This window comes from Prevotella sp. HMSC073D09, assembly GCF_001814145.1.
Lineage (GTDB): Bacteria > Bacteroidota > Bacteroidia > Bacteroidales > Bacteroidaceae > Prevotella > Prevotella conceptionensis.
Map to the genome: position 1 here is coordinate 77,512 of NZ_KV815049.1, position 26,037 is coordinate 103,548.

17 protein-coding genes are annotated in these 26,037 nt (G+C 48.3%); 5 read left to right on the forward strand and 12 right to left on the reverse strand.

Annotated elements, in window-relative coordinates:
- Positions 1–73 precede the first annotated feature (73 nt).
- Entirely contained in the window at positions 74–184 is a 111-nt protein-coding gene (locus HMPREF2955_RS16100) for a smalltalk protein (RefSeq protein ID WP_157579585.1), read from the forward strand.
- A gap of 1,123 nt (positions 185–1,307) precedes the next feature.
- On the opposite strand, the gene HMPREF2955_RS02520 is transcribed toward HMPREF2955_RS16100, so the two are convergent.
- The 3 genes from HMPREF2955_RS02520 to HMPREF2955_RS02530 all read right to left on the reverse strand — a co-directional run bounded on the left by HMPREF2955_RS02520 (position 1,308) and on the right by HMPREF2955_RS02530 (position 4,999).
- Positions 1,308–2,063, reverse strand: coding sequence for a succinate dehydrogenase/fumarate reductase iron-sulfur subunit (locus HMPREF2955_RS02520; RefSeq protein WP_019187685.1), 756 nt, complete (start codon positions 2,061–2,063; stop codon positions 1,308–1,310).
- A 237-nt stretch (positions 2,064–2,300) separates the two neighbouring features.
- Entirely contained in the window at positions 2,301–4,283 is a 1,983-nt protein-coding gene (locus HMPREF2955_RS02525) for a fumarate reductase/succinate dehydrogenase flavoprotein subunit (RefSeq protein WP_070720627.1), read from the reverse strand.
- 29 nt (positions 4,284–4,312) lie between these two features.
- Complete coding sequence (locus HMPREF2955_RS02530; protein ID WP_070720578.1) at positions 4,313–4,999, reverse strand: succinate dehydrogenase/fumarate reductase cytochrome b subunit; 687 nt, start codon at positions 4,997–4,999, stop codon at positions 4,313–4,315.
- Positions 5,000–5,681: 682 nt separating this feature from the next.
- Between HMPREF2955_RS02530 and HMPREF2955_RS02535 the strand changes: the two genes are divergently transcribed.
- The 3 genes from HMPREF2955_RS02535 to HMPREF2955_RS02545 all read left to right on the forward strand — a co-directional run bounded on the left by HMPREF2955_RS02535 (position 5,682) and on the right by HMPREF2955_RS02545 (position 11,367).
- A complete protein-coding gene (locus HMPREF2955_RS02535) occupies positions 5,682–6,887 on the forward strand; it encodes an ATP-binding protein (RefSeq protein ID WP_070720580.1) in 1,206 nt (401 codons plus the stop codon).
- Between the two features lie 256 nt (positions 6,888–7,143).
- Positions 7,144–10,374, forward strand: coding sequence for a S41 family peptidase (locus tag HMPREF2955_RS02540; protein ID WP_070720583.1), 3,231 nt, complete (start codon positions 7,144–7,146; stop codon positions 10,372–10,374).
- A 90-nt stretch (positions 10,375–10,464) separates the two neighbouring features.
- Positions 10,465–11,367: a helix-turn-helix transcriptional regulator gene (locus tag HMPREF2955_RS02545; protein WP_083317598.1), complete on the forward strand. Its 903-nt coding sequence runs from the start codon at positions 10,465–10,467 to the stop codon at positions 11,365–11,367.
- 1,443 nt (positions 11,368–12,810) lie between these two features.
- On the opposite strand, the gene HMPREF2955_RS02555 is transcribed toward HMPREF2955_RS02545, so the two are convergent.
- The gene (locus tag HMPREF2955_RS02555) at positions 12,811–13,413 is read right to left on the reverse strand and encodes a ribonuclease HII (RefSeq protein WP_070720592.1); all 603 of its coding nucleotides are present in this window, start codon (positions 13,411–13,413) and stop codon (positions 12,811–12,813) included.
- 644 nt (positions 13,414–14,057) lie between these two features.
- On the opposite strand from HMPREF2955_RS02555, the gene HMPREF2955_RS02560 reads away from it, so the two are divergent.
- Entirely contained in the window at positions 14,058–14,360 is a 303-nt protein-coding gene (locus HMPREF2955_RS02560; RefSeq protein WP_070720595.1) for a hypothetical protein, read from the forward strand.
- A gap of 271 nt (positions 14,361–14,631) precedes the next feature.
- On the opposite strand, the gene HMPREF2955_RS02565 is transcribed toward HMPREF2955_RS02560, so the two are convergent.
- The 8 genes from HMPREF2955_RS02565 to rimP all read right to left on the reverse strand — a co-directional run bounded on the left by HMPREF2955_RS02565 (position 14,632) and on the right by rimP (position 25,807).
- Complete coding sequence (locus tag HMPREF2955_RS02565) at positions 14,632–15,846, reverse strand: aminotransferase class V-fold PLP-dependent enzyme (RefSeq protein ID WP_070720597.1); 1,215 nt, start codon at positions 15,844–15,846, stop codon at positions 14,632–14,634.
- 174 nt (positions 15,847–16,020) lie between these two features.
- Complete coding sequence (sufD, locus tag HMPREF2955_RS02570) at positions 16,021–17,364, reverse strand: Fe-S cluster assembly protein SufD (RefSeq protein WP_070720601.1); 1,344 nt, start codon at positions 17,362–17,364, stop codon at positions 16,021–16,023.
- Positions 17,365–17,376: 12 nt separating this feature from the next.
- Positions 17,377–18,132: a Fe-S cluster assembly ATPase SufC gene (sufC, locus tag HMPREF2955_RS02575; RefSeq protein ID WP_009230453.1), complete on the reverse strand. Its 756-nt coding sequence runs from the start codon at positions 18,130–18,132 to the stop codon at positions 17,377–17,379.
- A 20-nt stretch (positions 18,133–18,152) separates the two neighbouring features.
- A complete protein-coding gene (locus HMPREF2955_RS02580) occupies positions 18,153–18,914 on the reverse strand; it encodes a hypothetical protein (RefSeq protein WP_070720602.1) in 762 nt (253 codons plus the stop codon).
- Between the two features lie 37 nt (positions 18,915–18,951).
- Positions 18,952–20,403: a Fe-S cluster assembly protein SufB gene (sufB, locus tag HMPREF2955_RS02585; RefSeq protein WP_070720605.1), complete on the reverse strand. Its 1,452-nt coding sequence runs from the start codon at positions 20,401–20,403 to the stop codon at positions 18,952–18,954.
- 162 nt (positions 20,404–20,565) lie between these two features.
- Positions 20,566–23,544 carry a translation initiation factor IF-2 gene (gene infB / locus HMPREF2955_RS02590; protein ID WP_070720609.1) on the reverse strand — a complete coding sequence of 993 codons (2,979 nt, stop codon included), beginning with the start codon at positions 23,542–23,544 and terminating at the stop codon, positions 20,566–20,568.
- Positions 23,545–23,605: 61 nt separating this feature from the next.
- Positions 23,606–24,874 carry a transcription termination factor NusA gene (gene nusA / locus HMPREF2955_RS02595; RefSeq protein ID WP_044260176.1) on the reverse strand — a complete coding sequence of 423 codons (1,269 nt, stop codon included), beginning with the start codon at positions 24,872–24,874 and terminating at the stop codon, positions 23,606–23,608.
- A gap of 468 nt (positions 24,875–25,342) precedes the next feature.
- The gene (gene rimP / locus HMPREF2955_RS02600; protein WP_009230458.1) at positions 25,343–25,807 is read right to left on the reverse strand and encodes a ribosome assembly cofactor RimP; all 465 of its coding nucleotides are present in this window, start codon (positions 25,805–25,807) and stop codon (positions 25,343–25,345) included.
- Positions 25,808–26,037: the final 230 nt, after the last annotated feature.

Genomic DNA, 26,037 nt, shown 5'->3' on the forward strand with positions numbered 1-26,037 from the left:
CACCCTTTCACCTTTTCACCCTTTCACCTTTAAAAGCCCCACCCATTTTATTAATCTTAAACTTCAAAGCACTATGAACACCAAGAAACTATCAACCTTCAAGTTAATCATCAAAGTAATTGCCGCCATTGCCACTGCCGTGCTTGGCGTGATTGCAGGCAAAGGACTAGGCGATGAAGATTAGTCGCGAGCAGCGAGAGATGATACTCTTCATCCTCAAATCCATCGCCCTACTAGCCACCACCGTTGCAATATTCAGTTGTAGTTGGCTACTTAGCTAGCCTCTACCTCCACACACACGCCCTCGTTAACGCGGGTTGGGACAAGTTCCGAACCCGCGTTTTCTTTCTCCCCCACCCCTATTTCGCATATAAAGCCTGTTCTTGACAGAAGAACATAAGGGACATAAGTAAACAAAGCCCTACTTCTTTAAGGAGTTTTGGACAGAACCGACAGAAGAACATAAGGGACATAAGTAAACAAAGCCCTACTTCTTTAAGGAGTTTTGGACAGAACCGACAGAAGAACATAAGGGACATAAGCAAACAACCCCCAAATTATTTAAGGAGTTTTGGACAGAGCCGACAGAAGGACATAAGGGACATAAGCAAACAACGCCCTACCATCTTTCCGCAGTTTTTAGTTGGCAAGGTCGTATTGACTTTTAGCCCCAATCGGCCGTTATACCGCTTATCAATTATTTTAGGTTGTTTCCATCGCTTCCTGTTCATCTTTCGTTTGCTTGTCGGCATCTTGCCTGCCTTATTCTCTCGACACTGCCCGCTACGCCTTCAAGAATAAGAAAGACAATATGCTGAACAACCAAACAATACCAGTACAGGCTCTAACAACCGATTTGGGTTTATCAGTGGTAAAACGCGGCTACACTTCAAAAGAATCTCTGTTGGAAGTAATTGTGTCTATGCCCTATAAGTTCAAGACGAAGTTATAGCAACACTTAATACTTATAAAGGTGAAAAGATGTAGCAACCATACGCATTTATTTGCTATGGAGATGGAATAATCGCATTGATTCGCCTTATGTTCCTTTTGGTCTTATGTCAAAAAGGGCTGTTGCTATTCAAATGCCGCTGTTTCTATGTCTAATACGCAAGAATAGAATCTGTCAATTCGTTAACTTGTTGGCTTATTAACCCATCAACCAACTAATAGTCTAAAAAAATGTGAGAACATTCTATGGCCTCGGCATAGAACGTTCTCACATGATTGCACACAGGCGAAACATCTGCACCTGCACATAGGCAAGTGTAGATGTTCGTTGCACAGGTTGGGTTATGCCCTGAGGTTTAGTCGGCCAACTTAGCCGAAATAAACTCGCGGTTAAGGCGTGCGATGTTGGCGATAGACTCGTTCTTGGGGCATTCGGCCTCGCAAGCACGGGTGTTGGTGCAGTTTCCAAAACCCAACTCTTCCATCGTCATCACCATTGCCTTGGCGCGTTTAGCAGCCTCGGGCTTTCCTTGGGGCAACAATGCTAGCTGACTAACCTTCGAACTAACGAAAAGCATAGCCGAACCATTCTTACAAGCGGCTACACAAGCGCCACAACCGATGCACGTTGCGCAGTCCATTGCCTCGTCTGCATCTTCCTTGGGGATGAGAATGGCGTTGGCATCCTGGGGCTGACCCGTGCGAATGGTGGTGTAACCGCCTGCTTGGATAATCTTATCAAATGCGCCGCGGTCTACCATGCAGTCTTTAATGACTGGGAAACCAGCCGAACGCCAAGGTTCGACGGTAATTACGTCGCCATCGTTAAAGCGACGCATGTAGAGCTGACAGGTGGTTGCACCCGTAGCAGGGCCGTGCGGATGGCCGTTGATGTAGAGCGAACACATACCGCAGATGCCTTCGCGACAGTCGTGGTCGAATACGAAAGGCTCTTGGCGTGCCTCGATAAGCTGTTCGTTAAGGATGTCGAGCATCTCTAAGAACGAAGTGTCGCCAGGTATATCTTTCATTTCGAACGTATCAAAATGCCCTTTGGCTTTGGGTCCATTCTGACGCCACACTTTAAGTGTGAAACTTATATTTTTGTCCATGTGATTTACTTTTGTTTAAGTTGACGAGTTAACGAGTAGACAAGTTCAACGGCTTGCAGGCTTACCTGTTTGCGAGTTGACTGGTTTACAAGTTAGCTGGTTTATAAGTTCGCAAGTTAACTAGTGAAGTTTATGACATTGCCCTCCTCTTGCTTGTCAAAGCTGACGACCTCCATAACGGATGTAGGCAATCTTTGAAACTTGTTACCTTACTAACTTCTTAGCTTGTCAACTTAATTATTGCTTATAGTTACGTGTTTGAACCTTTATCGCTTCGTATTCCAGAGGCTCCTTAATGAGTTCGGGCTCGGTGGTGTCGTCGCCTTGATACTTCCAGCAACCAACGTAGAAGAAGTTCTCGTCGTCGCGTTTAGCCTCACCTTCTTCCGTTTGGTATTCCTCGCGGAAGTGTCCGCCGCAACTCTCGTTACGCGAAAGGGCATCGTAGGCTTCGAGCTCACCCATGATGATAAAGTCGCGCAGGTGGATAGCCTTGTCAAGCTCAACGTTCAGTCCTTCTTTCGAACCAGGGATGAAGAGGTTGCTGTCGAACTCCTTACGCAGCTCTTTCAACTTCTTGATACCCTCGCGCAAACCCTCGGCCGTACGACCCATACCCACGTGTTCCCATAGGATATGGCCCAGTTCCTTGTGTATCGAGTCTACCGAACGCTGACCTTGAATGCCCATCAGCCTGTCTATCTCAGCCTGCACACCCTTCTCGGCCTCCGCAAATTCGGGCAGGTCGGTAGAAAGACGTGGCCAAATAGCTTGGTCGGCCAAATAGTTTTGGATGGTGTAAGGCAGCACAAAGTAGCCGTCGGCAAGACCTTGCATCAGTGCAGACGCACCCAAGCGGTTTGCCCCGTGGTCGGAGAAGTTGCACTCGCCGATGGCGAAAAGGCCCTGAATAGAGGTCATCAGCTCATAATCTACCCAGATGCCACCCATCGTGTAGTGTATGGCAGGGTAAATCATCATCGGGTTGTAATACTTCACGCCGTTAATTTCGTTGGCCAACTCGCCGGGATTAACGTCGGTTATCTCTTCGTACATGTCGAAGAGGTTGCCATAACGCTGACGAATGGCATCGATGCCCAGGCGTTCGATGCTCTCAGAGAAATCGAGGAATACTGCAAGACCCGTGTTGTTAACACCAAATCCCTTGTCGCAACGCTCTTTGGCGGCACGCGAAGCCACGTCGCGAGGCACCAAGTTGCCGAAGGCGGGATAGCGACGTTCCAAGTAATAGTCGCGATCTTCTTCGGGAATGTCCGAACCGCGTTTCTGTCCAGCTTGCAATGCCTTAGCATCTTCAATCTTCTTGGGCACCCAAATACGGCCGTCGTTACGCAACGACTCGGACATCAACGTCAGTTTAGACTGCTTGTCGCCGTGTACGGGAATACATGTGGGGTGAATTTGCACGTAAGCAGGGTTGGCAAAGTAGGCACCCTTGCGGTAACACTGTATGGCGGCGGTGCAGTTGCAGCCCATCGCGTTGGTAGAGAGGAAGTAGGCGTTGCCATATCCACCGGTAGCAATAACCACGGCGTTGGCCGAGAAACGTTCTAGCTTACCCGTAACGAGGTTCTTGGCGATGATACCGCGTGCGCGGTCGTCGACGATAACCACGTCTTCCATCTCGTAACGCGTGTACAGTTTTACCTTTCCTGCGTGCACTTGGCAGCTCAGGGCCGAATATGCACCCAGCAAAAGTTGCTGTCCCGTTTGTCCTTTGGCGTAGAACGTACGGCTTACTTGGGCTCCACCGAACGAACGGTTGGCCAACATGCCGCCGTATTCGCGTGCGAAGGGTACGCCTTGCGCCACACATTGGTCGATAATGCTGTTGCTAACCTCGGCCAAGCGGTAAACGTTGGCCTCGCGAGCGCGGTAGTCGCCACCTTTTACGGTGTCGTAGAATAGGCGATACACCGAGTCGCCATCGTTTTGATAGTTCTTTGCGGCGTTGATACCACCTTGTGCGGCGATGGAGTGTGCCCTTCGTGGCGAGTCTTGTATGCAGAAGTTCAGCACATTGAAACCCATTTCGCCCAGAGATGCGGCTGCACTGGCGCCGGCAAGACCAGTTCCCACCACAATAACGTCGAGTTTGAGTTTGTTCTTGGGGTTAACCAGTCGCTGGTGAGCCTTATAGTTGGTCCATTTCTCAGCTACGGGTCCTTCGGGAATTCTCGAATCTATTTTAATAGCCATAATCTTTATCTTTTTATACGTATCATGATTTAAGCGCAGCAGCATAAGCTAGGTGCGCAACCGAAAGCGAAGGCCAACACGACGATGAGGAAACCCAACATGAGTAGCGTGGTGTAAACCAAGCCGATGGTTTTCCAACGGTTGAACCATACCTTGCCGTTAAGGCCTAAACTCTGCATGGCACTCCAAAAGCCGTGCGAGAGATGAAACCAAATGGCCCCCAACCACACGATGTAGAGCACAACATAAACGGGATTGGAGAATGTTTCCTTGATGTAAGCGAAACCGTCGGCGGGATGATACTGCATGTGCATCCCCGTAAGTTCAGCGAACATCATGTTGTACCAGAAGTTGTAGAGGTGCAACACCATTCCCAGGACAATGATAATACCCAGAACAAGCATGTTTTGCGATGCCCACTCCACCTTCTCGTGCCTGCTGGTAAAGGCGTAACGCTCGTTTCCGCGGGCCCTGCGGTTTTGTGCCGTGAGGATGAAGGCATACACGATGTGCGCCACCGTCAGGGCTCCAAGACCCATCGTGGCAACTACGGCATACCAATTGGCACCCAAAAACTCGCAGATCATGTTGTATGCCTCGCCCGAGAACAGCGCAACGATGTTCATCGACATGTGAAATGTCAGGAACAGAACGAGCGCCACGCCGGTTACAGACATGACAACCTTTCTACCGATAGAAGAATTGATTAACCACATAAATTGATTGAAATTTAATTATTAATTATGTTTGTATTTTTTCCTGTTATCTATCGTGTTTGTTTTAGGCGAGCCTGGCAATCCCCACGTGCCGAAGGGCCGTCTTTTGCATTGCGCATCATGGTTTGGGGGCTAGTTTGGCATGTTTGCGCCTTACCTTTCGACACACGGAACGCGCTTGCCCTCCCCAAAAGAACAGTGCACACCCTGCACGGCAAGACGCAAGTTCGGCCGATGTCTCCGGCTAAAATTTGCACAAGAAACAAACTTTTTGCCCGTTGGCAATACCTTGATTTAGGTATGCTACTTGCGTAACACGATGCAAAAATACTATATTTTGGTGAGTATTCAAAGTATTTTTGACGCTTTATTACACCATTTCGCACTATCAATACTCACACCATATACCCCTCGAACATTGACAAATGGCAGCCTAAAGCCCGCAACGGCAGCAAGAAGTGGGCCTTATTGCCCCAAATATCTTCTTCTTGACACCGCAAAATGCCTTTTACTAGCTGGATGTAAACGCCACACTGCGAAACACCACGCGAAAAATAACTTTTCTAAAAGCTATTTCCTGACCAAAAATCGCTTTTAGAAAAGTTATTTTTCGCATATAACTCGCTTTTGAAAAAGTTATTTTGTACATTTGCACAAGTATTCATTTACCAATTAACGAGATATGGAACAAAACGATGTTTTCCCCTTGTTGACAGCCTATCATCGTAGACTAGCCACCACAGATATGCGGTTTGTGCGATTTCTTCACGACAAGATAAACTGGAAGTCAAGACTAATTGGCATACGCGGATCGCGCGGAACAGGCAAAACCACTTTGCTTTTGCAACACATAAAAAAGTATTTTCACGATGTCGACAATGCGCTTTGGGTTTCATTAGACAACATTTGGTTCAAAACTCATAGTCTTCCACAGCTTGTGGAATACCTTTATAGTCACGGGTTGAGGTATCTTTTCGTTGATGAAGTTCACAAATATCCCGATTGGGTTATTGTTCTGAAAAACATCTACGACAGCTATCCCGACTTAAATGTGGTATATACAGGTTCGTCTATACTGGAAATAGACAACTCCAAAACCGACCTTTCCCGCCGCCAGTCACTCTATACACTGCCCGTGATGTCGTTCAGAGAATATCTTGCTTTCTCTGGCACTCTGAATATCCCGCCCATTACATTAAACGATTTGCTAGCCAACCACGTTTCCCTATCCATGAACTTGACCTCGCAAAGCGTTATGCTCAAAGCATTCAACGAATACTTGGTTAAGGGCTGCTATCCGTTTTTTATGGAGGCTGGCGACGACTACCACATGCGGCTTGCCGCCATTGCGTCTTTGGTGATAGAAAGCGACATGCCTGCCGTCGAGAATGTTTCGTACGCAACAGTCGAGAAAACGAAGAAGTTGCTAGCTATCATTTCCCAAAGCGTTCCGTTAGTGCCAAACACAAACAAGCTTGGACAAGCACTAGAAACAACCCGCGACAATTGTTTGAGAATGCTCTACACGCTAGACAAGGCCCAAATTGTTTCGTTACTAACAAAAACAGAAAAGAATTACAAGCACTTATCTTCTCCCGAAAAAATATACTTAGGCAACACCAACCTGATGGAAGCCCTGGGAACAAACACCAATGTTGGCAATAAGCGTGAGGCCTTTTTCTACAACCAGCTGCAAGCGGTGGCAAGCGTAACCATGCCACAAAAGGGAGACTTCCTCATAAATGGCAAATTTCTTTTTGAAGTAGGCGGTTCTGGCAAAAGCTTTGAGCAAATAAAGGATGAACCCAACAGTTTCCTTGCCGTTGACGACATTGAAATAGGCACGAGAAACAGAATACCCCTGTGGATGTTTGGACTGCTTTATTAATCTAGATGGGTTCTAAAAGCTACCTCTTGTATAGCTTTTAGAACCCATCTTTAATATCCCCAGCACAAATTACTTTGCAAATTTATCCCCCCAACCGCTTTGCTGTCTCGTGAATAATCAATATATTTGCAGCCATATATATTAAGGAAACCATCTCGCGCGAGCAGCATAACGAAGTGGCGCAAACGCCACCCCTGCCCCACCATCAGCTATCCGAACAATCGCATATAATATAAAGACATACCAATTTTTGACGATGAAAACGACCCTGACAATCGTGGCCCTTGCCCTAGCTACATCGGTATCGGCCCAAGAAAGTCCTTTGTGGATGCGCTATTGTGCCATTTCTCCCGATGGCTCTGCCGTGGCTTTTACCTACAAAGGCGACATCTACACCGTTCCTACAACGGGTGGAACAGCACGACAACTTACTACCAACGCCGCCTACGACACACATCCCGTGTGGAGTCCCGACAGCAAGCAGCTGGCGTTTTGCTCTAACCGAGAAGGCAGCATGGATGTGTATGTGATGCAACGCGAAGGCGGTACGCCACGCAGACTAACCACCAACAGCAACAGCGAGACGCCCATCGCATTTAAAGACAACAACACCGTGCTTTACACCAGTAGCATCATACCCTCAGCCAAGAGCATTATCTTTGCCAACAGAATGCTCCCGCAGGTGTATGAGGTGGGCACCAACGGCAGCCGACCCCATCTTTTCTCGGCTCTTCCGATGATGGACATCAGCATTAGGCCCAACGGCGACTTGCTGTATCACGACCAAAAGGGCTACGAAGACCCCTGGCGTAAGCATCATCGCTCGCCCATAACGCGAGACATTTGGTTGCGCCGCGGCGGCAAATACACCAAGCTTACCAACTTTAACGGCGAAGACCGCACACCCGTTTGGGCGGCGCAGGGCGACACCTTTTACTATCTGAGCGAAGAAGACGGCACCTTTAACGTGTACGTGCGCAACATCGACGGCACTGGCAAGCAACAACTTACTCGCCACACCACCAATCCCGTGCGCTTTCTCACCGCCGCCAACAACGGAACGCTGTGTTATGGCTATGATGGTGAGATATATACCTTGAAACAAGGCGAGCAACCGCAGAAACTGAAAGTGAACATCGTAACCGACAAAATAGACACAGACCTTGACAGGCAAACGCTTTTTACGGGCGCAACGGAGATCGCACTTTCGCCCGACGGCAAAGAGCTGGCCTTTGTGCTGCATGGCGACGTGTATGTTACGTCTAACAACTATCGCACCACCAAACAGATAACCGACACGCCCGAACAAGAGCGCGAGATACAATTTGCACCCGACGGGCGCAGCATCGTTTACGCATCAGAACGCGGCGGACTGTGGCAAATCTATCGCACAAAGCTGAAACTAGACAAGGAAAAAAGCTTTGCATACGCCACTCAACTTGAAGAAGAACAGCTGGTAAAGAGCGACCGTACCTCGCAACAGCCTCGTTTCAGTCCCGACGGCAAGAGCATCGCCTTCTTCGAAGACCGCTCTACCCTGCGCGTTCTCGACATTAAGAGCAAGGCCGTGCGCACGGTGATGGATGGAAAGTACGTTTACTCCTACTCCGATGGCGACATTAGCTTTGCATGGAGCCCCGACAGCCGTTGGTTGCTCTCATCGTATATCGGCGTTGGCGGCTGGAACAGTCCCGACGTTGCCTTGGTAAAGGCCGATGGAAAGGGCGAAATTCACAACCTTACGCAAAGCGGATACAGCGACGTAGGCCCCCGATGGGTACTCGGCGGCAAGGCTATGCTTTTCAGTAGCGACCGTGCCGGCTATCGCAGTCATGGCTCGTGGGGTGCCGAACGCGACGTTTACATCATGTTCTTCGACCTCGACGCTTACGAAAAGTTCAGACGAAACAAGGAAGAGCGCGAACTAGCCAAGAACGAAGTTCAGGAAAAGGATGAAAATAAGAAAGAAAAAGAAGAAGACAAGCTGAAACTTGGTTCGGCTAAGAAGGATAAGAAAGACGACGTGAAGGCTTTGGAGTTCGATTTGGAGAACTGTCGCGACCGCGTCATCCGTCTTACCGACCACTCTTCGCACTTAGGCGACTATGTGCTGAGCAATGGCGGCGACACCTTGTACTACCAATCGGCGTTCGAAAGCGGGTACGACCTTTGGAAACGCGAGATTAGCGAAAACAAAACGGCCATCGTGATGAAGAATGTAGGCGGTGGCGAGTTCATCCCCGACAAAGACTTCCGCAACTTGTACCTCTGTACCTACAACGCCATTAAGAAGATCGACTTGGGTAGTGGAACAAGTAAGAACATTGAGTTCGAGGCGCGTTTCAACCTCAAGCCCTACGCCGAAAGGCAATACATGTTCAACCACGTTTGGCAACAAGTAAAGGATAAGTTCTACGTGCCTACGCTGCACGGAGTGGACTGGGCCAACTATCGTAAAGTGTACGAAAAGTTCCTTCCCCACATCAACAACAACTTCGACTTCAGCGAAATGCTCAGCGAAATGTTGGGCGAACTGAACGCCTCGCACACTGGCGCACGCTATTGGGGCACAGCTCCGCGACTGCAAACGGCAGAATTGGGCCTTTTCTTCGATACAGAATATCAGGGTGACGGCCTTCGCGTGCAAGAAGTAATCAAACGCGGACCATTTGCCGTGCGCAACACAAAGGTTACGCCGGGCTGCATCATCGAGAAGATAGACGGCGACAGCATCCTGCAAGGTAAAGACTATTACCCCTTGCTCGATGGCAAAGCAGGCAAACCCGTGCGCGTTTCGGTGTTCAACCCCAAGGGCAAGAAACGTTTCGACGTGGTTATACGTCCCATCTCGGCAGGCGAACAACAAGAGTTGCTGTACAAACGCTGGGTGGATCGCAACCGCCAGCTTGTTGATAGTCTATCGGGAGGCCGTTTGGCCTACGTACACGTTAAGGCAATGAACAGCTCAAGCTTCCGTCAAGTGTACCTCGAACTGCTTAGCGACACCAACCGCCGCAGAGATGCCGTTATCGTAGACGAACGCCACAACGGCGGAGGATGGCTACACGACGACCTTTGCACGCTGCTAAGCGGCAAGGAATACCAACAATTCGTGCCTAACGGGCGCTATGTGGGTAGCGACCCCTTCAACAAATGGACCAAGCCCTCGTGCGTAATGGTGTGCGAAGACGATTACAGCAACGGCCACGGTTTCCCCTGGGTATATAAGGAGTTGGGCATTGGCAAGCTGATAGGCACGCCCGTTGCAGGAACCATGACCGCCGTTTGGTGGGAAAACCTGCTCGACCCCTCCATCGTATTCGGTATTCCACAAGTGGGATGTCGCGACATGCGTGGCAAGTATGGCGAAAACACCCAGCTAGACCCCGACATCGAAGTGTATAACACACCCGAAGACTATCTCAATGGATACGACCGACAACTGGTTAGGGCCGTTGAAGAGATGATGAAGGTGGTGAAGAAGTAAGTAAGAATCCATGCACTTGGTGGTCTGAGCAGGTCGGACTAGCCTGACTAGTCCGACCAGTCCAGACCACCTCTTAGAGCTTTAATCCCAATGAACAACCTTAGCCGTGAACTAGAGCTATTGCTCTTATTAACCGAAAACCGCGATTACACCGTACAATTACTGGCCGACCGACTTGACATAACTCGCCGTCAGTTATATTACGACCTCGAAAATCTGCGCGCATGTGGCTTTAAGCTCATTAAGACAAACACCCGCTATCGGCTCGACCGCCATTCGCCTTTCTTCAAACGACTGCACGAGAACATCGCCCTTACCGAAGAAGAGGCCATGTTTGTTTATCGTCTGCTCGACAGACTGCCGCACACCGACTACCTTTCGAAGAACATACAATCGAAACTTGAACGTTTCTTCAATCTCGATTTGCTTACTGATGTGGGCCAACGCCGACAGGCAGAGCGTAACGCCGCCGTGCTACGCGAGGCCATTGCGCTACGCCGAGTGGTGATACTCAAAAACTATTCGTCGCCCCATAGTCGAACCGTGAGCGACAGAATGGTTGAACCTTTCCTCTTTCTCAATGCCGAAATGGACATCCGCTGTTTCGAGATTAACAGTCACACCAACAAGACTTTCAAAACTTCGCGCGCCGAATCGGTAGAGATGACCGACGTGGAATGGCTCAACGAGAAAAGGCACAAATCCATATTTACCGATATTTTCATGTTCAGCGGTGAGGAAAGGCTACCCATAGAGCTGAAGTTGGGGCGGCTATCGCACAGCATCCTACTAGAAGAATACCCCGCAGCAGAGGCTTACATCACCCCTGCGGACGACTCCGAACATTGGATTTTCTCATCAGATGTTGCAAGCTATCTAGGCATCGGCCGTTTCGTACTGGGTCTTTACCACGACATCGAAGTACTAGGCAGCCCCGATTTCGCAGACTACATACATAATAAGGTGAAAGCAATGGTTCAGACAGTGGGCTAGCCAGTCGCGTTAACACATTTGCATGCACGTTAACCACTTAAAGCCATCTAACAAGTAAACAAACATGTTTACCAGTAACCACAAGCGTAAGGGCGATAAAAAACAGCTGTTCAAAGCCTTAAAGCAGAAGGCCAAGGAAACCAAAAGCTTATTTGCATACCAACTTATATACACAAAATCCGCCATTTCACCGTCTGTAAAGTTTAAATCATCAAGAAGTAGTCTTGGCTTTTAATGTTTCTATAAATTAAGAGGTGTTTGTTCTCTCTGTGATGCCAACACAAGAAAAACACACTTCTTACACACGAATAGCCGTTATCCAGTCGTGTCACTTGGGATACCAACACAAGATACCCCCCTTTCTCACACACGAAGTACAAAATAAATCAACCTACCAACTTATCAACCTACCAACTTATCAACTCAAAAACACATCAACTCATCAATTATAGCCAAACAGAATTGCTTTTGGAAAATTGTTGCCAACAGCTAGCAAGATGCGCATAGCATGGCATCAGGATAGCCTTACGCAGGGGCAAAGGCACACTTTGGTTTGCTTACGATGTATCTATGGCTTTCCAAATCCAATTCTGTTTGACTATAAAAGCACAAAACATCTCCAACCCACCAACTTAAAAACACACCAACCTAAAAACTTAAATTGTTATCTTTTATTTTACAATATCGCTTCAATTTTCGCTCTATTCTAGCGAAAATATAGGCTAGAAAGTAGACAAAACACCCCTTTTCATAGCCTTTCACTTCTCCCAATATGTTCAATTTTAAGAAAAAGGCCTGCATTTTGTACCATTTAGCCTTTCTAGATTGGTTGCCAACTCATTATTTTCGCACCCAAATACGCGCTTTTAGCCCCTAAAATCCCACTTTTTAACCACTATTTAGCCCTTTTCGGCCATGTGTTTAACGGCTCTTAAAGGTTTTGTTTATACCATTGCCGTGGATATTTATGCTTTTTGCATTGCGTTTAGCACCATTTTGCCTTGTGTTTTGCACCAAAACGCACTGCATTTTGCACCATTTTACCTTGCGTTTAGCACCAAAACGCAGTGTATTTTGCACCAAAACGCACTGTATTTTGCACCAAAACGCAGTGCATTTAGCGGCAAACAGCCCAAAATCTGGTGTAAATGGCGATCTTTTTAAATAAAAATTCATTTCATCGCATTCACAGGCTGACCCCCTTTTGCATCAAAACAAACCTCCGCGAGAATCGATTTTTTGTGGCAAGATGAGCGATTGGTGGACAAAAAGGGCACTCACAATGTTAAATTTATCGCCTAAAACTAGACAAAACAACTATGCCGTAAACACACGCGAATGAGCAACGGCACCAAGAATATGCTTAAAAGCCTATGAACTAAGAAACTCATAAGTCCATAAACTAACCTGCTTAAAAACTCACCAACTCATAAACCCACAAACTTAAACCTTCTCATCCTCCAACATTTCCTTAACGCCTTTGAAAGTTTTACGATGAAATGGCGAAATTCCATGCTCTTCAATAGCAGCGCGGTGCGCCTTTGTTGGATAGCCTTTGTTCACGTCCCACTGGTATGCGGGGTATTGTAAGGCAAGGCTGTTCATATAATCGTCGCGGTAAGTCTTGGCCAAAATGCTGGCAGCAGCTATCGACAAGAACTTGGCATCGCCCTTAACAATTGTTTCGTGGGGAAGCTTGCCGTAGGGTTTAAAGCGGTTTCCGTCTACGATAACGGCCTGCGGACGAAGTTTCAAGCCATCTAGTGCGCGGTGCATGGCAAGTATGCTCGCATTAAGAATGTTTATTTTGTCAATTTCATCGGCCGTAACCTCCCCTACGGCCCACGCCAAAGCATCGGTTTCTATCTGCGTACGCAAGGCATAACGCTGTTTCTCGGTCAGCTTTTTCGAGTCGTTTAGCAAAGCGTTTTCGTAATCAACAGGTAATATTACGGCTGCCGCAAACACGCTGCCAGCCAAACATCCACGGCCTGCCTCGTCGCAACCGGCCTCGATTAAATCGGTGAAAAAATGAGATTTTAGCATAAAGCTTATATTTTATGGGGTGAAAAAGCTATTAAAGGTGAAAAAGTGAAAGGGTGAAAGGGTGAAAAGATGGCTGCGCCTTTTAAAGGTGAAAAAGTGAAAGGGTGAAAAGATGACTACGCAACTTAAAGGTGAAAGGGTGAAAGGGTGAAAGGGTGAAAAGATGGCTGCGCCCTCTAGCTTGTTAGCTAAGGAGGAAAACTGACAGTGCTTATTAACTATCTAGTTGTTCTAGGCTGCCTAGTTGTTCTAGATTAACTAGTAGTTCTAGATTAACTAATTGTTCTAGATTAACTAATTGTTCTAGGATTTCTAATTATTCTAGGGCATCTAGGTTCCCTAGTTGTTCTAGCACTCCTAGGGTTTCTAGTTATTCTAGGATTCCTAGGCTTTCTAGGCAAAGCATCAAGTTTAAACCTTTACTGCCCCTTACTACTTACTCCTTTCTCCTTTCTCCTTTCTCCTTCCTACTTCCTACCTCCTCCTTTCTCCTTACCCTTACTACTTACTCCTTACTACTTCCTACTTACCACTTTTGTTAATTATTAACCAAATTCATTTGTTTGTGAAATATCACTTCCATATTTTGCTGCAATTTTGCACCTACAAAGATAAGCAAATAATAACATTCAACATAGAGAACAATGAAAAAGGAGATGACATTATCAGTTAATTCTGCAAGCGAGATGCGTATAAACAACCTCTTTGCTAGTGTAAAGAAAGGCATTATGTTTCCCATAGTGTGGCTAAGCCAATACTATTCGGCCGTGTTGAACAAGGAGATAAGTGTCAAAACCACACTTCAACTGCTCAATGCGCAAGTGGCATTTGCCCTTGCCGTATTCCCCGCCAACGCCCCTTTCATACTTCGGGTGGTATGCACAGCATGGTTTGCCACTGCCATTAGCGGATGTAAACGAAGTTTGAAGGGCAGCAAGCGCAGGTAGAACGTGCGCCCAAAGCATCATAAAAGCAAGAAACAGCGGTTTCATCGATAGGACAAGGCCTATCAAACACGTGTTTGCGTTGCATCCCATTTGTTGGTGCAACGCAAACAAACACATTTTTCATTTAGAACAAACAAATTCCCCCATCCACAAGCATTTAAAAGTAGCGGCACACGTTGTTGCCGCACAATCAGCAACTAAATATCTTGGTTTCACTAAGCAAACGGCTTGCATTCGTGATGCAAATGCACACGAAAGCCCCTAATAAGCCCTAGAACATTGCCGCCACTCTACGCACGCCAGATACAAGGGCGTCAACCTCTTCGCGCGTGTTGTACAAGCCAAACGAGGCGCGAACGGTTCCAGAAATGCCCAAACGAGCCATAAGCGGCTGGGCGCAGTGGTGACCCGTGCGAACGGCAATGCCCAAACGATCGAGCAAGGTGCCGAGGTCTAAGTGATGAATGTCGCCAACAAGAAAGCTAATGACGGCGTCTTTATCGGTGGAATGGCCGAAAATGCGCATACCTTCGATGGTTTCTAACTGCTGAGTGGCGTAACGGGTAAGGTCTTGTTCGTGTCGTTGAATGTTGTCCATGCCCAAAGCCGAAAGGTAATCGAGGGCAGTTGCTAGTCCGTGGGTGGCCACATAGTCGGGCGTGCCTGCCTCGAACTTAAACGGCAGTTCGGCAAAGGTGGTCTTTTCAAAACTCACTGTCGCAATCATCTCGCCTCCCCCTTGATATGGCGGCAGCTTTTCGAGCCATTCTTCCTTACCATATACAACGCCAACACCCGTAGGCCCGTAGGCCTTATGACCCGAAAAGGTGAAGAAGTCGCAATCCAAATCTTGCACATCCACCTTAAAATGCGGCACGCTCTGTGCCCCATCCACCAAAACAGGCACGCCATGAAGGTGCGCACGGCGAACAATCTCCTTAATGGGGTTCACTGTTCCCAACACATTGCTTACCTGCATCACGCTAACCAATCTGGTACGTGGGGTAAACAATTTCTCCATTTCATCGAGAATAAGTTCACCCCTGTCGTCAATGGGTATCACCCTAATGGCAATACCGCTACGGGCAGCCTGCAATTGCCACGGCACAATGTTGCTATGATGTTCCATAGCAGATATTATCACCTCGTCGCCAGGCTGCATAAAACCCTCGCAAAACGAAGAGGCGATAAGGTTGATACCCTCGGTTGTTCCGCGAGTAAAGATGATTTCGTTGTCGCTACGGGCATTAATGAACTTACGAACGGTGGTTCGGGCAGCCTCGTGGAGGTCGGTTGCCTGTTGCGAAAGATGGTGAACACCCCGATGCACGTTGGCATTGGCGTTGAGATACTCGCTCCGCATGGCATCGAGAACGCAAAGGGGCTTTTGCGTTGTCGCCCCATTGTCAAGGTAAACCAGGGGTTTGCCGTACACTTCGCGCGATAAAATGGGGAAATCTGAACGAATGGAGGTGATGTTGTACATATCTTTTGAGTAGTAAGTAGTAACGGAGTAAAAGGAGTAAGTGGCAAGGGCGTAATGGGAGTAAGCAGTAAAGAAGGGAAGAGGGCGAGGGGGAAAAGGGAACAAGGAATTAAGCCCAAACGCATAAGACGTTGTGGGCGTTAGCCATTTTTTCACCTTTTCACCCTTTCACTTTTAAACCATTTTTCTACAACCCTCACATCGGTCGAACTCGCCGCGGAAACGTTTTTCTACGAGATGATGCAAGCGTTCGCGTAGCGGTTCGAGGTCCATTTGGTCGATTACTTCGTTGATAAAAGCAAATTCGAGCAACAACTTCGCCTCTTTCTCACTTATTCCACGCTGGCGCATGTAGAACAGAGCCGCATCGTTAAGCTGACCTACGGTAGACCCATGCGAACATTTCACATCGTCGGCGTAGATTTCGAGCATGGGTTGGGTGTACATGTGTGCCTTTTTCGTGGCGCAAATGTTTTGGTTACGCATCTCCGAATCGGTGTGTTGGGCATCTTGTCGCACCAACACCAAGCCCGCGAACGCGCCAACGGCCTCATCGTCCAGCACATATTTATATAGCTCATGACTTTGACAGTTGGGCACGGCGTGGTCTATCACGGTGTTGTTGTCCACATGCTGTTTCTTATCCGCAATAACACAGCCCGACAAATTGCATTCGGCACCCTCGCCACAGAACGTTAACGAAACATCATTGCGCGTAACACCATTGTGCAACGTTATCACATTGTGGTTTACTCGGCTGCTAGACTGCTGTTCGATGTAAACACTGCTCACGCGTACATTCTTCTCGTGGGTTTCTTCCATGCAGTAAAGGTCTAGTCGGGCGTTATCGCCAACAAAGGCCTCGATAACCTGCGTGGCCAAGAAACGTTGGTCGTCGAAGGTGTGGTCGCAAAACAAGAACTTGGCCTCGGCTTGCGGCTCAACGATGATAAGCACGCGACGATTAACCATGAGGTCTACTTGCGCATGCAGAATATTAATAACTTGTATGGTTTGTTCGAACTTTACGCCACGCGGAACGTACACCAATAGCCCGTCTTGTGCCAGCATCGTGTTGAGTGCTGTTACGGCATTGTTGGTTGTTGTGGCCAACTTACCGTAGTATTTGGCGATGAAATCGGGGTTTTTCTCGGCATACTCGCACAGCGAAGTAACGACAACGCCGTTGGGAAGTTGCTTGTGGGGCGTGGTGGGCTGTAAGAAAGCATCGTTCACCACAAAGTGATTGGCCGTGCTTAGGCGCGGCACATCGCAACTGAACACCTCGTAAGGGTTGATGGGCATGGGCAAGCGTTGCAGGTTAAGCCCGAAGTCGGGTTCGAAAAGCTTGCTTATGTCGGTGTATTTGTACTTCTCGGTCTTGCGTGTAGGAAATCCCAAACGCTTGAAATCCTCGAAAGCAGCCTCGCGCGGAGCGTTCATTACCGCGGTGGAATGGGCGGAAATAACACTGCGGTTGGCCTCAAAGAGGTCTATATATTGTTTCTCACTATTCATGTTTGCTAGCCTTTACTTCTCTCCTACTTCTTCTTTAATCCAGTCGTAGCCGCGCGCCTCAATCTCTTTGGCCAACTCCGGCCCAGCCGTTTTAACGATTTTGCCCTTGTAAAGCACGTGTATCACGTCGGGACGGATGATGTCTAGCAGTCGGTCGTAGTGGGTAATGACGATGGTACTGGTGCTGGGCGACTTCAATTTGTTAACGCCTTCGGCCACGATGCGCAGGGCATCAACGTCCAAACCAGAGTCCGTTTCGTCGAGAATAGAAAGTTTTGGTTCGAGCATGGCCATCTGAAAAATTTCGTTACGCTTTTTTTCGCCACCGCTAAATCCTTCGTTTACCGAACGTTGAGACAGCTTTGCGTCTAGTTCTACTATCTGCCGTTTTTCCTTCATCAGCTTAATGAAGTCGGCAGCCGACATGGGTTCGAGGCCTTGGTACTTGCGTTTCTCGTTGATGGCGGTACGCATGAAGTTGGTCATTGATACGCCAGGAATTTCAACGGGGTACTGAAACGAAAGGAAGATGCCTTCGTTGGCCCTGTCTTCGGGTTTCATTTCAAGCAAGTCTTTGCCGTTAAAAACGGCCGTTCCATCGGTAACTTCAAACATGGGGTTACCAACCAACACAGCCGAAAGCGTGCTTTTGCCCGAACCGTTGGGCCCCATGATGGCGTGGGTTTCGCCATCCTTAATCGTCAGGTTGATACCTTTTAATATCTCTTTATCGCCAATCTTGGCGTGCAAGTTTCTTACTTCTAACATATATGTCTATTGTTTATTATTTACCTATTGTATCTATTACTGTCGCTCGGCTTGTTTAACAGTATGTCGAGAATACCTTCCACCAGATTTACACCATCACCTGCGGTGAAACGGAACGGGAAAACGACTTTCAAACCGACATTAAATCCGTGCCGAATGGGGCGCAAGCGCACATCGAAGGGCTCTGGCAAGTGGGCGTACTTGGCCTCAAAAACAGATGCCTTACTAAAACCTAGCCTGCAACTATATTCTAATTGAAGGGCTATGCTGGTGAAAAGATAGAGGTCGACACCTACTATGGGCGCGATGTTGAAATGCGGAATATGCGCCATTCCATCGTAACGCACCCTGCCATAGCGGTTGCTATCTATCTCCCTGCTGAACGCTTTGCTGCCCCCTTTAAAGTTGTATAGCGCATCGAGCCCGATATATGGCTGCACACTCCACATCTTTCTGCCGGGATAACATCGCCCACCAAGCGAAAAAATCGCCATATCATCGCCTAAATTGGTGTCGAGGAAGTTCCATTCCTCGTGTTCGTAACCCGCTTTCAGCGAGAGGGGCGTGTTGGGCAAGTAGTATTCTACACGCAATTTAGACAGCATCCCATTGCCTGCCCCTATCTTTTCGGGTATGGCATATGCGCTATTAGAGGTGGTTTGCACGTGGGGAGAGGTGGCTCCACCTATCTGTCCGTCAATGGCGAAGGTTCTAACAGCATCGTCTTGTGCCTTAACTGCCAAGCTCACAAAGAGCGTCAAAATCATTAATAAAGTTCTCATGTCGTGTAGTTTTTTATAAGGTTTGTATTAAAATTGTCTATCCTACTGTGCCTTCGAGCGACACACTGAGTAGCTTTTGCGCCTCAACGGCAAACTCCATAGGCAACTTGTTGAGCACTTCCTTGGCGTATCCGTTCACGATTAGCCCCACAGCCTGCTCGGTTGGGATGCCTCGCTGGTTGCAATAAAACAGTTGGGCCTCGCTTATCTTGCTGGTTGTGGCCTCGTGTTCGATAATGGCCGTGTCGTTATGTATGTCCATATAGGGGAAGGTATGCGCGCCGCACTTGTCGCCCAGCAACAAACTGTCGCACGAACTGTAATTGCGAGCGTTGTCGGCATTGGCCGTTGCGCGTACCAATCCGCGGTAAGAGTTCTGACTGCGGCCTGCACTGATGCCCTTAGAGATGATGGTGCTCTTGGTGTTTTTGCCCATGTGTATCATCTTGGTGCCCGTGTCGGCTTGCTGATAGTTGTTGGTTACGGCCACAGAATAGAACTCGGCCTGCGAATTATCGCCGCGCAAGATGCACGAAGGATACTTCCAAGTGATGGCCGAACCCGTTTCTACCTGTGTCCACGATAGCTTGGAGTTCACTCCACGCAGGTCGCCGCGCTTGGTAACGAGGTTAAACACGCCGCCTTTTCCATGTTCGTCGCCTGGATACCAGTTCTGAACGGTGGAGTATTTCACCTCGGCATTGTCCTTAACGATAATCTCTACGATGGCAGCATGCAACTGATTTTCATCGCGCATGGGGGCTGTGCAGCCTTCAAGATAGCTTACATAGGTATCATCTTCGGCCACAATGAGGGTTCGTTCAAACTGTCCCGTGTTGCGAGCGTTAATTCGGAAGTACGAACTTAGCTCCATTGGGCAGCGCACGCCCTTGGGAATGTACACGAAAGAACCATCGGAGAACACGGCACTGTTGAGCGCAGCGAAGAAGTTATCGCTGTAAGGAACCACCGAACCGAGGTATTGCTGCACCAAGTCGGGATGTTCTTGCACGGCCTCGCCGATAGAACAGAATATCACGCCCTTCTCTGCCAGTTTCTCTTTAAAGGTTGTTTTCACCGAAACAGAGTCCATAATGGCATCTACGGCCACGCCTCCAAGCACCAATCGCTCTTCAAGCGGGATGCCCAGCTTATCGAAAGTCTTCTCCAATTCGGGGTCTAGCTCCTTGTTGGCGGGCTTTTTGGCCATCGGGTCGGCATAATACGAAATGCCCTGATAGTCTATTTCGGGCAAGTTCACATGCGCCCAGTTGGGCTGTTTCAACGTTTTCCAATGATTAAAGGCCTTCAACCGAAACGCCAGCAACCATTCGGGCTCGTTCTTTTTGCTCGAAATAAGTCGCACAACGTCTTCGTTAAGGCCCTTCTCTATAATATCTGTTTCCACGTCTGTGGTGAAACCGAACTCGTATTTCTGTTCGGCAACACTTCGTACATACGCGTTTTTCTCGTTCTTTACTTCTTCCATATATACAAATTTGTATTAGCGATGAATAGGGGCAGCCCCAATGGAGCGCCCCTATCGTTTGGTTTAGCAAACACCGTACCGCAAAACAAGGCGGTAACAAATGTTACTGTTAGTTTTTTGAGGTGGTGAGTTTATGAGTTCATAAACTCAAAAACCTCACCCCTACAACTTCTGTTCCACTTCGATAACGGTGAACGTTTCGATGATGTCGCCCACCTGAATGTCGTTGAAGTTGACGATACTTATACCGCATTCGAAACCCGTAGGCACTTCTTTCACGTCGTCTTTATAGCGTTTCAAGGCATTGATGTCGCCCGTATGAACCACGATGCCGTCGCGAACAAGGCGGGCTTTGTCTACGCGGTGCACCTTTCCTTCGGTAACAATTGCTCCTGCAACGGTGCCCACCTTCGATATTTTGTAAACCTCGCGCACTTCTACTTGGCCCGTTACTACTTCTTTCTTCACCTTATCGAGCATGCCCTCCATAGCCGAGTGCACGTCGTCGATGGCATCGTAGATAACCGAATAGGTGTTTATCTCCACCCCTTCTTGGTCGGCCAACTTGCGTGCGGCAGACGAAGGGCGCACTTGGAAGCCCACGATAAGCGCATCGGAGGCATCGGCCAGCGTAACGTCGTTCTCCGAAATTTGGCCCACAGCCTTGTGAATAACGTTCACCTTCACCTTCTCGGTAGAGAGTTTGATGAACGAATCGCTAAGCGCCTCGATTGAACCATCGGTATCGCCCTTGACGATAATGTTCAGTTCTTTGAACGAACCCAATGCAATGCGGTGCGAGATGTCGCTCAACGTCAGACGTTTTTGCGTACGCAAGCCTTGTTCGCGTTGCAGTTGCAAACGCTTGTTGGCAATGTCGCGCGCCTCTTGTTCGGTTTCCAACACGTGGAAAGCATCGCCAGCTGTTGGCGCGCCGTTCAAACCAAGGATGATAGCAGGCTCGGCAGGACCAGCACTTTCAATGCGTTGGTTACGCACGTTGAACATGGCCTTAATACGTCCCCAGCTTGTTCCCGCAATCACGTTGTCGCCAACATGCAGCGTTCCGTTGCTCACCAACAGCGTAGAAACATATCCGCGACCCTTGTCAAGGGAGCTTTCGATGATGCTACCCGTGCCCTTACGGTTGGGATTGGCTTTGAGATCGAGCATTTCGGCCTCCAAAAGTACCTTCTCCAACAATTCTTTAACGCCAATACCTTTCTTTGCACTAATCTCTTGGCATTGGTATTTGCCGCCCCACTCTTCCACAAGCAGGTTCATTTGCGATAGGTCTTCGCGTATCTTGTCGGGGTTTGCGCCCGGTTTGTCAATCTTGTTGATGGCAAACACCATCGGTACGTTGGCTGCTTGGGCGTGCGCGATGGCCTCTTTGGTGGTAGGCATCACGCTGTCGTCGGCCGCGATGATGATAATGGCGATGTCGGTTACTTGTGCACCACGGGCACGCATGGCTGTAAAGGCCTCATGACCGGGCGTATCCAAGAACGTTATGTTGCGCCCATCGTCTAGTTTCACGTTGTAAGCACCGATATGTTGGGTAATACCGCCGGCCTCGCCTGCAATAACGTTGGTGTTGCGGATGTAGTCGAGCAACGAAGTCTTACCATGGTCTACGTGTCCCATCACAGTAACGATGGGCGAACGCGAAACAAGGTCTGCCTCATCATCGGCCTCTTCGGTTACGGCCTCCGAAACTTCGGCACTTACGTACTCGGTCTTAAATCCGAACTCTTCTGCAACAAGGTTAATGGTTTCGGCATCGAGGCGTTGGTTGATAGAAACCATGATGCCCACACTCATTAGCGTTCCGATAACCTGATTGACCGATACGTTCATCATCGAGGCCAGCTCGCTAACGGTAACAAACTCCGTCAACTTCAACGTCTTGCTCTCCTTGCGTTCTTCTGCACGCTCTTCGTTCAGACGTTCTTGTGCGGCCTCGCGTTTCTCCTTACGATACTTTGCACCCTTCTTGTTTTGGCCACGACTGGTAAGACGTGCCAAGGTTTCTTTTACCTGGCGTGCCACGTCTTCCTCGTTCACCTCTAAGGGTTTCTGGTTTCGGTTGGGTTTCTTATTTTTCTTATTGGCGTTTCGTCCGCCAGCGGCATTGTTATTGTTGCCGCCGCCGTTGTTTCCGCCCTTATTCTTATTGGCGTTGGGTTGGTTAGCAGCCGCATTAATGTCTACCCTTTCGGTGTTTATGCGGTTGCGTTTGCGACGTTCGCCGCCCTGTTGCCCTTTATTCTCGCGTTCTTTGCGTTTCTCTTCCTTCGATTTCTTCTTGGGTCGAGTGTTTTGGTTGATGGTAGAAAGGTCTATCTTCCCCATCACCTTGATGCCTGGCGCATTGTTTTGCTCGCTCTTCAACGTAAAGATAGCAGGTTTGCCGCTCTCCGTTTCGGCCGTTTCGGCCTTTTCGGCAGGCGTTTCCACCTTTTCATTATCGGCTTTGGGCGCCTTAACGGCATGTCCTTGTTTCTTTTCGCCCATTTCTTTTGCCGATGCAGCAGGTTGTGCAGCGTGAGTTTTGGCATCCTTAGCAGGCTGTTCCTTTTGTTCGGTCTTGGTTTCTGCCTTCTCCACTGGGGTTGTTTGCATGGTTTCGGCCTTCACTTCGGGCTTTTGCTCAACCGTTTCAACCTTTTGTTTAGGCGTTTCCACCTTCTCAACCTTCTCTTGTTTCTCAACAGAAACCTCTGCCTTGCTCGAAACCTCGCCCACGGCAGCAGGCTTAGTTTCTTCCTTATCGTCTTGAACGGCTTTAACATCAGATTTCTTCGCCGAACCTTTGCCGTTGAGGTCAGAAAGGTCTATCTTACCCAAGGGCTTGTATTGTTGTTTTCCAGCGTTCAGCACCGTTTCTGCACGATGGTCCTTATCTTCGGCCGCACGTTTCTTCTCCTTCGTTTTCTTTGGGAAAAGTTTGTCGGCTTGGTTGCGCACTTCCTTGTCCTTATGAAACGCTTTCACAAGGGCCTGATATTGCGCATCGTTCAGTTTGAACGTGGGTTCGGCTTTCACTTCTCCCAGCTCGCTTTTCTTTTCTAAGAACTCCACTGCCGTTTGGAGTCCGATGTTCAATTCACTTATTGCTTTGCCTAATCTGATGCTCATTCTGTTGTTTTGTTATTGTTTTTTGGTTCTGGCCTCGTTTTTATCTACCCATACGGGGTTTTTATCCTTGTTCGAACTCTGCCCTCAGCACGCGTAGCAGGTTGTCTACGGTTTCTTCTTCCAAGTCGGCCTTCTCTACCAGCATTTCACGGGGTGCGTTAAGCACTGCCTTAGCCGTATCAAGACCGATGCTCTTAATGGCATCGATAACCCATTGGTCCACCTCGTCTGAGAACTCATCCAAGTAGATGTCCTCGTCGGCCTCGCCTTCTGCCACTTCGCGGAACACGTCGATGGTGTATTCGGTAAGCATGGATGCAAGTTTAATGTTGAGTCCGCCACGTCCAATGGCCAACGACACTTCTTCGGGGCGCAAGAACACTTCGGCCTTGCGGGTCTCTTCGTCGATGTTGATGCTGCTCACTTGTGCAGGACTAAGTGCGCGTTGGATGAAGAGTTTGGTGTTGGCCGTGTAGTTTATCACGTCGATATTCTCGTTGCAAAGTTCGCGAACGATGCCGTGTACACGACTTCCCCTAACGCCCACGCAGGCACCAACGGGGTCGATACGCTCGTCGTAGCTTTCTACGGCAATCTTGGCGCGTTCTCCTGGCATGCGGGCGATGCGCTTAATCGAAATCAACCCATCGTTAATCTCAGGCACTTCGGCCTCCAACAACCTTTCAAGGAACATGGGACTGGTGCGGCTGAGTATAATTTTGGGGTTGTTGTTCTCATTGTCTACGCGCAAGATAACGGCCCTAATGGTTTCGCCCTTGCGGTATTGGTCGGCAGGAATTTGCTCCGACTTGGGGAGAATCAGCTCGTTGTTCTCGTCGTCTACGATGAGCACCTCGCGTTTCCACACTTGGTACACCTCGCCAGCGATAACCTGTCCCACACGATCCTTATATTTATTATATAACGAGTCGTGTTCAAGTTCCAATATCTTCGATGCCAACGTTTGGCGTAGCGTTAAGATGGCGCGACGTCCGAATTTGGCGAAGTCTACTCGTTCGGTAACTTCTTCGCCCACTTCGTAGTCGTGTTCAATCTTTTGCGCCTCGGCCAACGCAATTTGTTTGTTCTCGTCTTCCACTTCTCCATCAGCCACCACCATTCGGTTGCGGTAAATTTCAAAGTCGCCCTTATCCGGGTTTACGATAACATCGAAGTTCTCGTCGCTACCGAAGATACGGGCAAGCACGTTGCGAAAGCTTTCTTCCAGAACGCTCACCAAGGTCATTCGGTCGATATTCTTGGTGTCTTTAAACTCCTTGAACGTGTCGACCATGCTCAAGATATTCTCATCTTTTTTTCTTGCTACCATAGGGTTTATTATCGTTTGATGTGGTCTTGCCCCAACATTGCAAGCCGATTGCATGTGCGAATGGTGTTGCCACGTATCGGCAGCATGGGGGGCGAGCCAATTAATTTCTCCTTATAATTATTAGTTTATGAGTTGACAAGCTTGTTAGTTGACGAGTTAACAAGTTGACAAGTTAACCAGAGGGTAAGTTGATAAGTGTATGAGTTTACAAGTTCGGGGTTAATTTGTTAAAGCATTAACAGCAAAGCCACAAAACATTTAACTTAACTCCTTTAAGGCGATAGGTCGTTGACAAGCTGACGAGTTAACAAAGTTGTTACCGCTCTGCCACAAAACATTTGGCTTAACACCTTTAAGGCAACAGGCCATTGTAGCTCTGCAACAAAGCATTTGGCTTAACTCCTTAACTCCTACCTTCCACTTACTACTTTACCACCTTACTACTTTACTACCTTACTACTTTACCCCTCAAAACTGAATCAGATATTTGGTGTACTTCACACCATCCATCTTAAAGTTGTGGTCCACGTCTTGCAGCACAGGGCGTTTCTTCCCTTCCACTTTCACCTTCTCGTTCACCGCAACCACGAAGTCGTTTCCGTCCACGCTTTTGAGTATTCCCTTGTATTTCTTGCCATCTTTATCCAACACCTCAACCTCTTTACCAATGAAGTTGACGTATTGTTGTGGCACTTTAAAGGGTTGTCCCAGTCCGGCCGAACCCACTTCTAGTTCGTAATCCTCTTCATCTCGGTTCAAGTGTTCCTCGATAAAGCGGCTCAGCTCCACGCAGTCTTCAATCCAAACGCCGTCGGCATGGTCTATTTCCACCACGATACGGCTGTCTGGACTAGTCTCAACGTCGACAAGAAAATACTCTTTGTCGGCTAACCATTGTTCAACAAGTTCTTTTACAACGTTTTTGTCAATCATATTTTGTTGTTACTGATAATGAAAATGAGGAACTCTCGTCGGAGCCCCTCATTCCACTGAATGCTGCAAAGTTACGAAAAAATAGCGAAACGCACAAAATATTTTTACGTTTTCAGTGTTTTTATCCACGATTTTTGTATATGGAAGTCGTTTCGGCGCATTTTTGATAGGTAGGGAGTTACATAAAATCAGTTATGGCAGGTTCTAAAAATTACCTTTACTGTATTTTT

Excerpts from the sequence above, each read along its gene's own strand:
- HMPREF2955_RS16100 (WP_157579585.1), top strand. The coding sequence starts at position 74 with ATGAACACCAAGAAACTATCAACCTTCAAGTTAATCATCAAAGTAATT.
- HMPREF2955_RS02520 (WP_019187685.1), bottom strand. The coding sequence starts at position 2,063 with ATGGACAAAAATATAAGTTTCACACTTAAAGTGTGGCGTCAGAATGGA.
- HMPREF2955_RS02525 (WP_070720627.1), bottom strand. The coding sequence starts at position 4,283 with ATGGCTATTAAAATAGATTCGAGAATTCCCGAAGGACCCGTAGCTGAG.
- HMPREF2955_RS02530 (WP_070720578.1), bottom strand. The coding sequence starts at position 4,999 with ATGTGGTTAATCAATTCTTCTATCGGTAGAAAGGTTGTCATGTCTGTA.
- HMPREF2955_RS02535 (WP_070720580.1), top strand. The coding sequence starts at position 5,682 with ATGGAACAAAACGATGTTTTCCCCTTGTTGACAGCCTATCATCGTAGA.
- HMPREF2955_RS02540 (WP_070720583.1), top strand. The coding sequence starts at position 7,144 with ATGAAAACGACCCTGACAATCGTGGCCCTTGCCCTAGCTACATCGGTA.
- HMPREF2955_RS02545 (WP_083317598.1), top strand. The coding sequence starts at position 10,465 with ATGAACAACCTTAGCCGTGAACTAGAGCTATTGCTCTTATTAACCGAA.
- HMPREF2955_RS02555 (WP_070720592.1), bottom strand. The coding sequence starts at position 13,413 with ATGCTAAAATCTCATTTTTTCACCGATTTAATCGAGGCCGGTTGCGAC.
- HMPREF2955_RS02560 (WP_070720595.1), top strand. The coding sequence starts at position 14,058 with ATGAAAAAGGAGATGACATTATCAGTTAATTCTGCAAGCGAGATGCGT.
- HMPREF2955_RS02565 (WP_070720597.1), bottom strand. The coding sequence starts at position 15,846 with ATGTACAACATCACCTCCATTCGTTCAGATTTCCCCATTTTATCGCGC.
- sufD (WP_070720601.1), bottom strand. The coding sequence starts at position 17,364 with ATGAATAGTGAGAAACAATATATAGACCTCTTTGAGGCCAACCGCAGT.
- sufC (WP_009230453.1), bottom strand. The coding sequence starts at position 18,132 with ATGTTAGAAGTAAGAAACTTGCACGCCAAGATTGGCGATAAAGAGATA.
- HMPREF2955_RS02580 (WP_070720602.1), bottom strand. The coding sequence starts at position 18,914 with ATGAGAACTTTATTAATGATTTTGACGCTCTTTGTGAGCTTGGCAGTT.
- sufB (WP_070720605.1), bottom strand. The coding sequence starts at position 20,403 with ATGGAAGAAGTAAAGAACGAGAAAAACGCGTATGTACGAAGTGTTGCC.
- infB (WP_070720609.1), bottom strand. The coding sequence starts at position 23,544 with ATGAGCATCAGATTAGGCAAAGCAATAAGTGAATTGAACATCGGACTC.
- nusA (WP_044260176.1), bottom strand. The coding sequence starts at position 24,874 with ATGGTAGCAAGAAAAAAAGATGAGAATATCTTGAGCATGGTCGACACG.
- rimP (WP_009230458.1), bottom strand. The coding sequence starts at position 25,807 with ATGATTGACAAAAACGTTGTAAAAGAACTTGTTGAACAATGGTTAGCC.